This is a genomic window from Microbacterium sp. NPDC064584 (assembly GCF_040687315.1).
Lineage (GTDB): Bacteria > Actinomycetota > Actinomycetes > Actinomycetales > Microbacteriaceae > Microbacterium > Microbacterium lacus.
In genome coordinates this window covers 251,517-265,381 of sequence record NZ_JBFBMZ010000002.1, presented here as the reverse complement: position 1 = coordinate 265,381, position 13,865 = coordinate 251,517, and the positions used below count along the sequence as shown (strand labels likewise).

Genomic DNA, 13,865 nt, shown 5'->3' with positions numbered 1-13,865 from the left:
CGGCCTAGTGGCCGTGCCCCGCTTGCTGCACGTCATTCGCGTGCTTGGCCGCGTACGCCTCGGCCTTGTGCGAGTGCCGGTTGGCGACGTTGCGATACGAAAGGGTGACGAGGGCGAGGACGCCGAAGACCGCGATGGCGATGATGCCGAACACGACGGTCTCGAGGGCGACGTTGCCGTGCCCGGATTCTTCGGCGGCGAGGGCGACCAGCGAGGCCAGGGTCATTCGTGCTCCGTTCGGGTCCGCGTGCTCGTGCGACGCGCTCTCAGTTTATCGGTCAGGCCCGGACTTGTCCGGAGCCGCGCGCGAGCCACTTGGTGCTCGTCAGCTCATTTAGCCCCATCGGCCCGCGGGCGTGCAGCTTCTGGGTCGAGATGCCGACCTCGGCGCCGAAGCCGAACTCGCCGCCGTCCGTGAACCGGGTCGACGTGTTGACCATGACCACCGCCGAATCCACTTCGGCGAGGAACCGCTCAGCGTTGGCGGAGTCCTGCGTGATGATCGATTCGGTGTGCTGCGTGGAGTACCGGCGGATGTGCGCGAGGGCCTCGTCGAGATCGGCCACGACACCGACGGTGATGTCCAGGCTCATGTGCTCGGTCGCCCAGTCCTCCTCGACCGCCGGGACGATCCCGTTCACGAGCCCCGCGACGACGTCGTCGCCGTGGACGGTGACCCCGTGGGCCTGCAGGTCGCCGATGACATCCGGCAGGAGGCGTGCGGCGGCGTCGCGGTGCACGAGTACCGTCTCCACGGCGTTGCAGACGCTCGGCCGCTGCACTTTCGCGTTCACGACGATCTCGCGCGCCCACTCCAGCGGGGCTGATTCGTCGAGCACGATGTGGACCACGCCCGCTCCGGTCTCGATGACGGGCACGGAGGATTCGGTGACGACCGTCTCGATCAGATGGGCGCTCCCCCGAGGCACGAGGACATCCACCACACCGCGCGCCTGCATGAGCTCGCGGGCGCCGTCGCGGCCGAACTCATCGACGGTCTGGATCGCCTCGGGATCGATGCCTTCGGCCGCCAGCGCACCGCGCATCGCGGCGACGAGGGCCGCGTTCGTCTGCTCGGCCGCCGACCCGCCGCGCAGGACCGCGGCGTTGCCGGAGCGCAGGGCGAGGGCCGCGATGTCGACCGTGACGTTGGGGCGCGCTTCGTAGATCGAGCCGACGACCCCGAAAGGCACACTGATCTTCGTGAGTTCGACCCCGTTGGGCAGCGTGCGCTCGTCGAGCACGCGTCCGACCGGATCCGGCAGCTCCGCGATGTCGCGGACGGCGGCGGCCAGCGCGGCGACCCGCGGTGCGTCCAGGCGCAGCCGGTCCAGGAGCCCCGTCGACAGTCCGCCGGCACGTCCGCGGTCGAGATCGTCGATGTTCGCGGCGACGATCTCGGGCGTGGCCGCCTCGATCGCATCGGCGATCGAACGCAGGGCGTCGCGCTTCGCGTGGTCCGAGAGCAGACCGATCGTGCGAGCCGCGGACTTCGCGAGCAGCATCCGCTCGCGTGCCGTCGTTGCGGTCATGGTCATCGGCCCAGTGTATCGCCGCCCGTACGGGGCACCGGCGCGGTGACGGGTCCAGCCGCGGTCCCGACGGGGTCGGGATGCGGGTCGAACCACGTGCCGATGTCCTCGCCGCGCAAGGCCGCGTCCACGAGGTCGGCGCTCGTGACGAGAACGCCCACACCGGATGCCGTCGCGACGCGTGCCGCGGAGACCTTCGTCGCCGCGCCACCGGTGCCGACGCTGTTGACCACGACCGAGCCGAACTCGTAGCGGCTTAGATCGTCCCCGTGCCGGACGCGGCGGATCGGCTCGGCCCCAGGCTCGTCCGGCGGACGCGTGTACAGGCACTCGATGTCGCTCAGCAGCACCAGGGCGTCCGCGCCGATGAGCTGCGCGACGAGAGCTGCCAGCCGGTCGTTGTCGCCGAAGCGGATCTCGTGCGTGGCGACGGTGTCGTTCTCGTTGACGATCGGGAGGATGCGCAGACCGAGCAGTCGCTCCATCGCCCGCCGCGCATTCGAGCGCGGCGTCGCGTTCTCCAGATCACCGGCGGTGAGGAGCACTTGGCCGGCGACGATCGCGAACGGTCGCAGCGCCTCCTGGTAACGGTAGATCAGGACGTTCTGACCGACGGCCGCCGCGGCCTGCTGCGTGGCCAGATCGCTCGGCCGCTCCGCGAGGCGGAGGTACGGCATCCCCGTGGCGATCGCGCCGGAGGAGACCAGCACCACCTCGGTGCCGCGACCGTGCGCCGCGGCGAGGGCCTCGACCAGCGGCTGGATCTTGCCGGCGTTCTCGCCGCTGATCGAGCTCGAGCCGACCTTGACGACGATGCGACGCGACCCCGGGATGTCCGCGCGCGAGGAGATGGTCACTCGACCCCCTCGTCGCCCGTGCCGATCTGCCCGTTCTTCGCCGCGATGCGCTCGGCCTCGAGCTCCGCGCGGGCCTCCGCCTTGGCGTCCATGCTCGCGTAGTACTTCTCGCGGCGCTGCGACGTGGTGCGTCGCGGGTTCATGTCCAGGCGCGGGTCGGTCCCACGCGGCGCGGTCATGAGCTCGGCGACCGAGCCGAGCGACGGCTGCCAGTCGAAGACGACGCCGTCCCCTTCGCCGATCACGACGGTCGAGCCGGGCTGGGCGCCCGCCTTGAACAGCTCGTCCTCGACGCCGAGCTTCTCGAGCCGGTCCGCGAGGTAGCCGACGGCCTCCTCGTTCTGGAAGTCGGTCTGCTGCACCCAGCGGACGGGCTTGACGCCCAGCACGCGGTAGATGTCGCCGTACGTGCCGCCTTCCACCCGGATCGTGAACTCGCGCTCGGCGCCCTGCGGGCGGATGACGATGCGCTCCACGGGAGGCTTGCTCGCCTCGACGGCCCGGTGCTCGGCGACGATCTGACCCAGCGCGAACGTGAGCGGACGGAGCCCCTCGTGGCTGACCGTCGAGATCTCGAAGACGCGGAATCCGCGCGCTTCCAGATCCGGTCGCACGAGCTCGGCGAGGTCCTTTGCCTCGGGGACATCGATCTTGTTGAGCACGACGATCTGCGGGCGCTCCAACAGCGGGCGCTGCCCCTCGGGGACGGGGTAGGCGCCGAGCTCGGCGAGGATCACCTCGAGGTCGCTGATCGGATCACGGCCGGGTTCGAGGGTGGCGCAATCCAGGACGTGCACGAGCGCGGTGCAGCGCTCGACGTGCCGGAGGAACTCGAGACCGAGCCCCTTGCCCTCGCTCGCGCCCTCGATGAGGCCGGGGACATCGGCGACCGTGTAGCGCACGTCGCCGGCCTGCACGACGCCGAGGTTCGGATGCAGAGTGGTGAACGGGTAGTCGGCGATCTTCGGTCGAGCGGCCGAAATCGCCGCGATCAGGCTCGACTTGCCCGCAGACGGGTACCCGACCAGGGCGACGTCGGCGACGGTCTTCAGCTCGAGCAGGACATCGCCCTGCCACCCCGGCGTGCCGAGGAGCGCGAACCCGGGCGCTTTGCGCTTGGGGGTGGCGAGGGTCGCATTGCCGAGGCCGCCGATGCCTCCGGGCGCCGCGATGAAGCGCATCCCCGGCTCGATCATGTCGACGAGCGTCTCGCCGGTGACGTCCTTCACCACGGTGCCCACGGGCACGGGGAGCTCGAGCGTCTCGCCGAGAGCTCCCGACCGGTGATCGCCCATGCCGAATCCGCCGTTGCCCGCGGAACGGTGCGGCGAGTGGTGATACGACAGCAGCGTCGTCACCTGCGGGTCGGCCACGAGCACGATGTCGCCGCCGTGGCCGCCGTTGCCGCCGTCCGGACCTGCCAGGGGCTTGAACTTCTCGCGCTTGACCGACACGCAGCCGTTGCCGCCCTTGCCGGCGGACAGGTGCAGCGTGACGCGGTCGACGAAGGTGACCATGCGCTCCCCCTCAGATCAGTCGTGCCGCACAGCGACAGCGGGTGTGAATGCGTGGAGGGGGCGAGCCGAAGCCCGCCCCCTCCACGAGAAACTGCGTGCGGCGGACTACTCCGCCGGGACGACGATGTTGACGACCTTGCGGCCGCCCTTCGCGCCGAACTGCACGGCGCCCGCCTCGAGGGCGAACAGCGTGTCGTCGCCGCCGCGGCCGACGTTCGCGCCGGGGTGGAAGTGCGTGCCGCGCTGGCGGACGATGATTTCGCCGGCGAGGACCTGCTGGCCGCCGAAGCGCTTCACGCCGAGGCGCTGTGCGTTGGAGTCACGACCGTTGCGGGTGGAGCTTGCGCCCTTTTTGTGTGCCATGTCTTCAGCCTCTTCCGTGCTTACTTGATGCCGGTGACCTTGACGCGCGTGAGGTCCTGACGGTGCCCCTGGCGCTTCTTGTAGCCGGTCTTGTTCTTGAACTTCTGGATGACGATCTTGGGGCCGCGCTCCTCGCCGAGGACCTCGGCCGTGACGGTCACCTTCGCGAGCTTGTCGGCGTCGGTCGTGACGGCGTCGCCGTCGACCAGCAGCACCGCGGGGAGCTGGATCTTGTCGCCGATCTTCGCGGCCTGACGATCCAGGACCACGATCGTGCCGACCTGGACCTTCTCCTGCCGACCACCGGCGCGCACAACTGCGTAGACCACTTCATACCTGTTTCTTCGGGGAGCGCGCGGCTCCGGGTGCCTGAGGAAAGACTCGGTGCGGAGCAGAAATGTCGTCAACGCACCAAAGGAATACATTACCGGATCGGGCGGAGAAGGGCAAAAGCGCGGCAGGTCGCGGCGCGGCCCTGCGTAGGATCGGGGCGTGGCGATCCTGATCGACGACGCGCGCTGGCCGGCACACGGCCGGTTGTGGGCGCACCTTGTGAGCGACACGAGCCTGGAGGAGCTCCACGCGTTCGCCGCGGCGAACGGCATCCCTCGCCGCGGCTTCGACCGCGACCACTACGACGTGCCCGATGAGGCGCACGGGCGTCTGATCGCCGCCGGCGCCCGTCACGTGGACGGGCGCACCCTCGTCCGCTCCCTCATCGCTTCAGGATTGCGGGTGACGGCGCGCGAGCGTCGTGCCGGCTGATCACTCCTCCGCGGGCGTGTGCGAGACCGGTGTTCCGGTCAGCGCCGCCGTCGTGACGCGTCGGCGTGATCGGCCCTGTCCCGGCGCCTTCGGCTCGGGAAGGGCACTCAGGACGGAGTCCAGCAGCGCATCCTTCTCGGTCCGCGGGGTCTTGGCCGCCGCATCCGCCCGCTTCTTGCGCTGCTTCTTCGGACGCTCCACCGGAGCTTCCTCGACCACGGGTGCCGCGACGGGGGCGAGCTCTTCCTCGTGATGTGAGTGGATCGTGGATGCCGCGATCTGGGCGAGCGCGGACTTCACGCCCTCCGTGATCACATGCGTGCCGCCGGTGCTGCCGTTTCCGTTCGCCGCGGGCGTGCGGGGGCGACGTCCCGGAGGCTGCCCGTTGCCGATCGGCGCCCGGTGCTTGACGACGGGATCGTGGTGAACGATCACCCCGCGACCGGCGCAGACCTCGCACGCTTCGCTGAAGGTCTCCAGCAGCCCGAGTCCGAGCTTCTTGCGCGTCATCTGGACCAGACCCAGCGAGGTGACCTCGGCCACCTGATGCTTCGTCCGGTCGCGGCTCAGGCACTCCACGAGGCGCCGGAGGACCAGGTCGCGGTTGGATTCGAGCACCATGTCGATGAAGTCCACGACGATGATGCCGCCGATGTCCCGCAGCCGCAGCTGACGGACGATCTCTTCGGCGGCTTCGAGGTTGTTCTTCGTGACGGTCTCTTCGAGGTTTCCGCCCGAGCCGACGAACTTGCCGGTGTTCACGTCGACGACCGTCATCGCCTCCGTGCGGTCGATCACGAGGGATCCGCCCGAGGGCAGCCACACCTTGCGGTCGAGCGCCTTCTCGATCTGCTCGGTCACCCGGAACTCGTCGAACGGGTCGGCTTCGCTGTCGTAGACGCTCACGCGGTCCAGGAGATCGGGGGCGACGCTCTGAAGGTAGGCCGTGATCGTCTGGTGCGCGTCCTCGCCCTGGATGAGCATCTTCGTGAAGTCCTCGTTGAAGACGTCGCGGACGATCTTGACGAGCAGATCGGGCTCCGAGTGCAGAAGCGCCGGGGCCTGGATCGACTCCACCTGGCGGCTGATGTGCTCCCACTGGCTCGTGAGACGCTGCACGTCCAGTGTCAGCTGATCCTCGGTCGCGCCCTCGGCGGCCGTGCGCACGATCACGCCGGAGGATTCCGGGAGGACTTCCTTCAGGATCTTCTTCAGGCGTGCGCGCTCGGTGTCGGGGAGCTTGCGGGAGATCCCGTTCATGGCGCCGCCCGGCACGTACACGAGGTAGCGACCAGGGAGCGAGATCTGGCTGGTCAGACGGGCGCCCTTGTGCCCGACGGGGTCCTTCGTGACCTGGACGAGCACACGGTCGCCGCTCTTGAGAGCCAGCTCGATACGACGCGGCTGGTTGCCGGTCTCGACAGCGTCCCAGTCGACCTCGCCCGAGTACAGCACCGCGTTGCGGCCGCGGCCGATGTCGACGAAAGCCGCCTCCATGCTCGGGAGAACATTCTGGACGCGACCGAGGTACACGTTGCCGATGAGTGACGCGTCCTGGTTGCGGGCGACGTAGTGCTCGACGAGGACGTTGTCCTCGAGGACCGCGATCTGGATGCGTCCGTTCTTCGAGCGCACGATCATCTCGCGGTCGACGGCCTCACGGCGTGCGAGGAACTCGGCCTCGGTGACGACGGCCCGGCGGCGGCCGGCCTCACGCCCGTCGCGGCGGCGCTGCTTCTTCGCCTCGAGCCGGGTGGAGCCCTTGATGCGCTGCGGCTCGGTGATGAGTTCGACGGTGCGCTGACGCGGCGCAGGCGGTGCCTCCGTGGGGCCGGCGGAATCGCCGCCCTCTCCCCCGCGCCGGCGGCTGCGCCGGCGCGCGCTCGTGGACGACGGACCCTCGGCCTGCACGTCCGGCTCGGCGGGGAGCGGCGGGAGCGGCGGCGGCGCGTGGAAGAACAGCTGCGTGGAGACGGCCGACACGAAGACCGGCGGAAGCAGGCCGAGCTCCACGGCGGACTTGGGTCCGCTCGGCTCGACGACGGCTGGCTCGGCGGGTGCCGTGGGGGCCACCGCGAGCGGCTCCTCGCCGTTTGCCGCGTCCTCGGCGGGCGCGCCTTCGGCGGGCGCGCCTTCGGCCGCGGGCGATTCGGCGGGCGCGGGCGATTCTTCGGCCGCGGGCGCGTCCTCAGCGGGGGGTGCGTCTGTGGTGTCGGTTACCGGCGCCTCGGCGTCGGTCGGTCCCACAGGCGCTGAGGCGCCGTCTGCGTCTGTCGGGGGCTGGAGGTGTGCATCGGTCTCATCGGCCATCACTGGCTTACTCCCTGCGAACGACACCGCGCGTCGTCCGGCGAAATCTCGTGCGGTGCCGCACCTGCGGTGCCGCGAACTCACTCGGTCTGCAGCCGGCCCGTGGCTCATGCTGCGATGGGCGTTCATCGCCCGAAGTCTTCTGGGTGACACCTCTGCGGCGCGGCCGCGAAGCGTCGGAGATCATTATCGCACTTTCACCGGCCGAATGCGCGGCCGGTCACCGCGGATGTTTTCGACGGCGCGCTCACGCGGCGTGTGCTCAGCGCGCGATGTCATAATCCGAACCATGACGCAGTCCGTGAGCCGCACCCGTCCGACGGCACTGGCGGTGTGGTTCATCATCGCCGGCGCGATCGGCTGGTGGGCCGCGTTCTCGCTCACGATGGAGCGCCTGCACCTGCTGTCCGACCCCGACGCGATCCTGGGCTGCAACTTCAGCCCGCTCGTCCAATGCGGGAAGAACCTGACCTCGTGGCAGGGCGCCCTGTTCGGCTTTCCCAATCCGATCCTCGGGCTGACCGGCTGGGTCGCGCCGATCGTGGTCGGAGCGGCGATCCTCGCCGGTGCGCGATTCGCGCGCTGGTTCTGGCTGCTGTTCCTCGCCGGGGTCACCCTGGCGTTCGTCTTCGTGATCTGGCTCATCAGCCAGAGCGTCTTCGTGCTCGGCACGCTCTGCCCGTGGTGCATGGTGACCTGGGTGGTCACGATCCCGACGTTCTACGCCGTGCTCCTGCACGTGCTGCGCACCGGCATCCTCCCCGCGCCACGCCGCGTCCGTGGCGGCGCGGATCGCCTGATGAGCTGGATTCCGCTGCTGGCCGTCGTCAGCTACGCGATCATCGCGATCATCGCCCAGCTGCGGCTGGACGTGCTCGGCTCGCTGTTCTGAGGTTTCAGTCGAACCAGATCGCGAGTTCGCGCGCCGCCGACTCCGGGCTGTCCGACCCGTGCACGAGGTTCTGCTGGACCTTCAGGCCCCAGTCGCGCCCGAAATCGCCGCGGATCGTGCCGGGCGCGGCCGTGGTGGGGTCGGTGGTCCCCGCCAGCGAGCGGAAGCCCTCGATCACGCGATTGCCGGCGAGGCGGATCGCGACCGAGGGGCCCGACATCATGAACTCGAGCAGGGGCTCGTAGAACGGCTTGCCCTCGTGCTCGGCGTAGTGCTGCTCGAGCGTGTCGCGGTCGGGTTCGACCAGCCGCAGATCGACGAGGGAGTACCCCTTCGCCTCGATGCGCGCGAGGATCGCGCCGGTCAGGCCGCGCGCGACGCCGTCGGGCTTGACGAGGACGAGTGTCTCTTCGGTGGCCATGTGTCAGTCTCCGTTCGGGGAATCGGCTTCGGCGGCCAGTCGCGCGTTGCGCGCGTCCAGCGAAGCCCCTTTGATCGTCGCATACGCCCACATCCCCCCGAAAATGAGGGCGACGAGGAACAGCGAGGGCACGAGGAAACCACCGAGCGCGACGACCGCCTGGAGCAGCCAGCCGAGGACGATAGCCCAGCGGTGCCGCAGCATGCCTGCCGTGAGGATCATCACGACGGCGAGCAAGGTGCCGGCGACGATCCCCCACCAGGACGGGATTCCGGTCGGCAGCGCGCCGAGTCCGAAGATCACCAGTCCCCCGAGGAAGACGATGACCGACTCGAAAGCGAGCACGATGGATCCGAGCGACTCCGCGGCGCCGCGGGCGCGCCGCGGTCGAGCGGCACGGCGGGGCTCTTCGGGCGCCGTGGTCATTCGCCCCACCCCGCCTTCCACCCGTCAGCCTCCGCGAGACCGATCGCCTCGCCGGCGAGGATCACCGACCCCGTGATCACGACGGCACGGCGATCGGATGCCGCCGCCCACTCCCGCGCGGCCTCGGCGGCGCCCACGAGGTCGTCGTGCACCGTCACGGGCAGTTCGAGCGCTTCGGCGAGGTCGGCGATCGTATCGGCGTCGTTCGCCCGCTCCGAGTCCGGCGCCGTGGCGAAGACGTGGGAGGCCAGTGGCGCGAGCTCCCGGAGGATGCCCTCGGCGTCCTTGTCGGAAAGGACGCCGAGCACGATGCCCCACTCGTCGAAGTCGAACGAGGACCTCAGCGCCGCTGCGAGCGCCCGCGCGCCGTGCGGGTTGTGGGCGGCATCCACGATGACGGTGGGGCTGATCCCGAGGAGCTGGAGACGGCCGGGGGACGTCGCCTGCGCGAGGCCTTCCGCGAGGATGTCGCCGCTGATCTGCTGGGCGCCTCCCCCGATGAGCGACTCCACGGCCGCGATCGCCAGTGCGGCGTTCTGCGCCTGGTGCTCTCCGAACAGCGGCAGGTACTCGTCCGCGTACGCCCCGGCGATGCCCTGCACCGAGATCTGCTGGCCGCCGACGGCAAGTCGAGCCTCGGTGAGCGCGAAGTCCTCGCCCTCGAACGCGATGGTCGCGCCGCGCGCGGCTGCGGTCTGGCGCAGGACAGAAGCTGCCTCGGGATGCTGCGCAGCGGAGACCACGGCGGCGCCGTCTTTGATGATCCCCGCCTTGACACCCGCGATCTCGCGGATCGTCGATCCGAGTCGATCGGCGTGATCGAGGTCGACGGGGGCGAACACGGCCACGTCTCCATCAGCGGTGTTCGTCGAGTCCCAGGCGCCGCCCATGCCGACTTCGAGCACCAGCACGTCGATCGGCGCGTCGGCGAACACCACGAACGCGAGCACAGTCAGAAGCTCGAAGAATGTCAGCGGTGCGTCTCCCGCGGCGGCCAGTTCGGCATCCACGATGTCGACGAACGGGGCGATCTCGTCCCACGCTTCGGCGACGGCGGCATCCGGAGCCGGCTCGCCGTCGATCATGATGCGCTCCGTGAAGCGCTCGAGGTGCGGACTCGTGAACAGCCCGGTGCGGAGGCCGTGTGCCCGCACGAGGCTCTCGATGATGCGACTCGTCGAGGTCTTGCCGTTCGTGCCGGTGACGTGGATCACGCGATACGTGCGCTGCGGGTCGTCGAGGAGCTCGAGTACGCGACGCGTCCGCTCCACGCGGGGCTGCACCCACTGCTCGCCTTGCCGCTTCAGGAGGGCGGCGTAGACCGCGTCCGCGCTGGCCCGTTCGCTCATCGCTGCTCCCCCGCCCTGCCGACCATGACCCGGAAGGCGCCGGCGTTCGCGTACGTGCCGGCGGCGATCCGCTCGGTGTGCTCGCGCTCCCCCACGGCGGACCACTCCTCATGCAGCGTCTGAAGCTCCTCACCGGGACCGGCCAGGTAGATGCCGGAGGCGACGGCGAGAGTCTCCCTCGCGACGTCGGCCGTCGCGAACGCGGCCGCGACGGCCTCCGCGTCAGCCCGCTCGTCGAACACGATCTCGAGCCGGATGCGGTCGCTGACATCGAAGCCGGCGGCCTTCCGCGTGTCCTGCACGGCGCGGATGACATCGCGCGCGAGACCTTCCGCTTCCAACTCCGGAGTCGTCGTCGTGTCCAGCAGGGCGAAGCCCCCGCTGGGCAGGACCGCCAGGGCCTCCCCCTCGGGCCGGCCGGTCGTCTCGAGCACCAGTTCGTACTCGCCCGGTTCGAGGGCGATCGATCCGGCGGTCACGGCGCCGCCGGTCTCCGACCAGTCCCCCGCCTTGGCCGCCTGGATCGCCTGCTGCACCTGCTTGCCCAGGCGGGGTCCTGCCGCCCGCGCGTTCACGGAGAGCCGGTGGGAGATTCCGAAGGAGGCGGCGGTGTCCGCGGCGAGCTCGACGAGCTCGACCGACTTGACGTTGAGCTCGTCGCGCAGGATGTCTTCGAACTGGGCGAGATCCGCCGCGTGCGCGACCACGACGGTGAGCCGGGCCAGCGGGAGCCTCACGCGCTTGCCTTCGCGCTTGCGCAGCGCATTGGCCGTCGACGACACCTCCCGGACGGCATCCATCGCCGAGCGGATGTCATCGGCGGCGGGGAAGGCATCCGCGTCCGGCCAGTCCTGAAGGTGGACGCTCCGTCCGCCCGTCAGGCCCTGCCAGACGCGCTCGGACACGAGCGGGATGAGCGGTGCGGCCACCCGGGTGAGCGTCTCGAGCACCGTGTAGAGCGTGTCGAACGCATCACGACTGCGGGGGTCTTCGCTCACCCCGACCCAGAACCGGTCGCGCGAGCGTCGGATGAACCAGTTGGTCAGCGCCTCGCCGAAATCACGCAGCTTCGCCGCCGCGGAGGTCGAATCCAGACCCTCCAGATCGGCGCCGACACCGCGCACCAGGTCGCCGGTGAGCGCGAGGATGTAGCGGTCCAGGACGTCCGGGCTGTCCGTTCGCCACACCGCGTCGTAGCCGACGCCGCCCTGTCCGCCGGCGGCGTTCGCGTACGTCGAGAAGAAGTACCACGCGTTCCACAGCGGAAGCAGGAACTCGCGCACCCCCTGCCGGATGCCTTCCTCGGTGACGACGAGGTTGCCGCCGCGCAGGACCGAGCTGCCCATGAGGAACCAGCGCATCGCGTCGGAGCCGTCCCGGTCGAACACTTCCGAGACGTCGGGGTAGTTGCGCAGCGATTTGGACATCTTCTGCCCGTCGTTGCCGAGCACGATGCCGTGACAGCTCACACCCGTGAATGCCGGCCGATCGAACAGCGCCGTCGACAGCACGTGCATCACATAGAACCAGCCGCGTGTCTGCCCGATGTACTCGACGATGAAATCCGCCGGCGAGTGCTCGTCGAACCACTCGTGGTTCTCGAACGGGTAGTGCACCTGCGCATACGGCATCGAGGCCGAGTCGAACCACACGTCCAGGACGTCCTCGATGCGGCGCATCGTGCTGCGCCCCGTGGGATCGTCCGGGTTCGGCCGTGTCAGGTCGTCGATGTACGGACGATGCAGGTCGACCTCGCCCTCGGCGTTGCGCGGCAGCCGGCCGAAATCACGTTCGAGCTCTTCGAGCGAACCGTACGCGTCGACGCGCGGGTACTCGGGATCGTCGCTCTTCCACACCGGGATCGGCGAGCCCCAGTATCGGTTGCGACTGATCGACCAGTCGCGTGCGCCCTCGAGCCACTTGCCGAACTGACCGTGCTTGACGTTCTCGGGGACCCAGGTGATCTGCTCGTTGTTCTCCAGCAGGCGGTCCTTGATGTCGGTGACCCGGATGAACCAGCTCGAGACCGCCTTGTAGATCAGGGGGTTCCGGCACCGCCAGCAGTGCGGGTAGGAGTGCTCGTAGCTCGCCAGGCGCAGGAGTCGACCGTCCTGCCGGAGGATGCGGATGAGCGGCGTGTTCGCGTCCATCCACAGCTCACCGGCGACGTCCGTCACGGTCGGCAGGAATCGCCCGCCGTCGTCGAGGCTCAGGATCGTGGGGATCCCGGCCGCTTCGGCGACGCGCTGGTCGTCCTCGCCGTAGGCCGGCGCCTGGTGCACGATGCCGGTGCCGTCGCTCGTGGTCACGTAGTCGTCGACGAGGATCCGCCAGGCGTTCTCGGTGCCCCACGTCTCGGCATCCGCGTAGTAGTCGAACAAGCGGTCGTAATGCACGTCGGCGAGGTCTGCGCCCATGTGCACGGCCTCGATCGCCGCGACGGCGTCCGCAGCTGTCGCATAGCCGAGGTCCTTCGCGTAGTTCGGAAGCAGATCCTCGGCGAGCAGGTAGCGGTGCGCTTCGGCTTCGACGGTCTCATCGCTGCGGCCGTCCGGTCCGTGGTGCACGTCGGCGGCGCCACCGGGTCCGCCTGGCAGGACGACGTAACGGATGCCGGGCCCCACGGCCAGCGCGAGGTTCGTGGGCAGCGTCCACGGCGTCGTCGTCCACGCGAGTGCGCGGACACCCGTGAGGCCCAGTGCCTCGGCCTTCAGGCCCACGAGGGGGAAAGTCACGGTGACGGACGGATCCTGGCGCATCTTGTACACGTCGTCGTCCATGCGCAGCTCGTGGCTGGACAGCGGCGTCTGGTCGCGCCAGCAGTACGGCAGCACGCGATATCCCTCGTAGGCGAGCCCCTTGTCGAACAGGGTCTTGAACGCCCAGAGCACGCTCTCCATGTATGACGTGTCCAGCGTCTTGTAGCCGCGTTGGAAGTCGACCCAGCGGGCCTGGCGGGTGACGTACTCCTCCCACTCGCGCGTGTAGGCGAGCACGGATTCACGGGCCTTGCCGTTGAAGGTCGCGACCCCCATGCGCTCGATCTCGTCCTTCTCGGTGATGCCGAGCTGCTTCATCGCCTCGAGCTCAGCCGGAAGGCCGTGCGTGTCCCAGCCGAACACACGGTCGACGCGCTTGCCGCGCATCGTCTGGAAGCGCGGGAACAGGTCCTTCGCGTAACCGGTGAGCAGGTGCCCGTAGTGCGGCAGACCGTTCGCGAACGGAGGTCCGTCGTAGAAGACCCATTCCTCTTCCCCGGACCGGTTCTCGATCGAGGCGCGGAAGGTGTCATCGGCGCGCCAGAAGTCGATGATCTCGCGCTCGATCGCGGGGAATCGCGGGCTCGGGGGGACGTCGGGGCCGCTCTTGGGGTAGGTCATCTCGCTCCAGCAGGTCGCAGTGCTTCCGTGCTGGGACGACCTCTCCTGACGGA

General features: G+C 69.5%; 13 protein-coding genes. 2 read left to right on the top strand and 11 right to left on the bottom strand.

The window, feature by feature from the left end:
- Positions 1-4: 4 nt before the first annotated feature.
- The 6 genes from AB0P18_RS05775 to rplU form a co-directional block, all read right to left on the bottom strand.
- Positions 5-226: a hypothetical protein gene (locus AB0P18_RS05775; RefSeq protein ID WP_344053810.1), complete on the bottom strand. Its 222-nt coding sequence runs from the start codon at positions 224-226 to the stop codon at positions 5-7.
- A gap of 52 nt (positions 227-278) precedes the next feature.
- Positions 279-1,538, bottom strand: coding sequence for a glutamate-5-semialdehyde dehydrogenase (locus AB0P18_RS05770; RefSeq protein WP_363359311.1), 1,260 nt, complete (start codon positions 1,536-1,538; stop codon positions 279-281).
- Positions 1,535-2,389 carry a glutamate 5-kinase gene (gene proB, locus AB0P18_RS05765; RefSeq protein WP_363359310.1) on the bottom strand — a complete coding sequence of 285 codons (855 nt, stop codon included), beginning with the start codon at positions 2,387-2,389 and terminating at the stop codon, positions 1,535-1,537. Before proB ends, AB0P18_RS05770 begins: the two co-directional genes overlap by 4 nt.
- Entirely contained in the window at positions 2,386-3,906 is a 1,521-nt protein-coding gene (gene obgE, locus AB0P18_RS05760; RefSeq protein WP_363359309.1) for a GTPase ObgE, read from the bottom strand. The genes proB and obgE overlap by 4 nt, the downstream gene beginning before the upstream one ends.
- A gap of 105 nt (positions 3,907-4,011) precedes the next feature.
- Positions 4,012-4,269: a 50S ribosomal protein L27 gene (rpmA, locus tag AB0P18_RS05755; protein ID WP_344053818.1), complete on the bottom strand. Its 258-nt coding sequence runs from the start codon at positions 4,267-4,269 to the stop codon at positions 4,012-4,014.
- 20 nt (positions 4,270-4,289) lie between these two features.
- The gene (gene rplU / locus AB0P18_RS05750; protein WP_344053820.1) at positions 4,290-4,598 is read right to left on the bottom strand and encodes a 50S ribosomal protein L21; all 309 of its coding nucleotides are present in this window, start codon (positions 4,596-4,598) and stop codon (positions 4,290-4,292) included.
- A gap of 163 nt (positions 4,599-4,761) precedes the next feature.
- On the opposite strand from rplU, the gene AB0P18_RS05745 reads away from it, so the two are divergent.
- On the top strand, positions 4,762-5,034 hold the full coding sequence (locus AB0P18_RS05745) for a DUF4031 domain-containing protein (protein WP_344053823.1): 273 nt from the start codon (positions 4,762-4,764) through the stop codon (positions 5,032-5,034).
- On the opposite strand, the gene AB0P18_RS05740 is transcribed toward AB0P18_RS05745, so the two are convergent.
- A complete protein-coding gene (locus AB0P18_RS05740; protein ID WP_363359308.1) occupies positions 5,035-7,344 on the bottom strand; it encodes an Rne/Rng family ribonuclease in 2,310 nt (769 codons plus the stop codon).
- A 289-nt stretch (positions 7,345-7,633) separates the two neighbouring features.
- On the opposite strand from AB0P18_RS05740, the gene AB0P18_RS05735 reads away from it, so the two are divergent.
- On the top strand, positions 7,634-8,236 hold the full coding sequence (locus AB0P18_RS05735) for a vitamin K epoxide reductase family protein (protein WP_363359307.1): 603 nt from the start codon (positions 7,634-7,636) through the stop codon (positions 8,234-8,236).
- Positions 8,237-8,240: 4 nt separating this feature from the next.
- Here AB0P18_RS05735 and ndk read toward each other — a convergent pair whose 3' ends face one another.
- From ndk to ileS, 4 genes are read right to left on the bottom strand one after another with little or no spacing between them, the layout of a single operon-like run.
- Positions 8,241-8,657 (bottom strand): nucleoside-diphosphate kinase, encoded by a 417-nt coding sequence (gene ndk / locus AB0P18_RS05730; RefSeq protein ID WP_344053829.1) that lies wholly within the window; start codon positions 8,655-8,657, stop codon positions 8,241-8,243.
- A gap of 3 nt (positions 8,658-8,660) precedes the next feature.
- Positions 8,661-9,083, bottom strand: a complete 423-nt coding sequence (locus tag AB0P18_RS05725; protein WP_363359306.1) for a DUF4233 domain-containing protein — start codon at positions 9,081-9,083, stop codon at positions 8,661-8,663.
- On the bottom strand, positions 9,080-10,432 hold the full coding sequence (locus tag AB0P18_RS05720; RefSeq protein ID WP_363359305.1) for a folylpolyglutamate synthase/dihydrofolate synthase family protein: 1,353 nt from the start codon (positions 10,430-10,432) through the stop codon (positions 9,080-9,082). The genes AB0P18_RS05725 and AB0P18_RS05720 overlap by 4 nt, the downstream gene beginning before the upstream one ends.
- A complete protein-coding gene (gene ileS / locus AB0P18_RS05715) occupies positions 10,429-13,812 on the bottom strand; it encodes an isoleucine--tRNA ligase (protein WP_363359304.1) in 3,384 nt (1,127 codons plus the stop codon). Before ileS ends, AB0P18_RS05720 begins: the two co-directional genes overlap by 4 nt.
- Positions 13,813-13,865 lie beyond the last annotated feature (53 nt).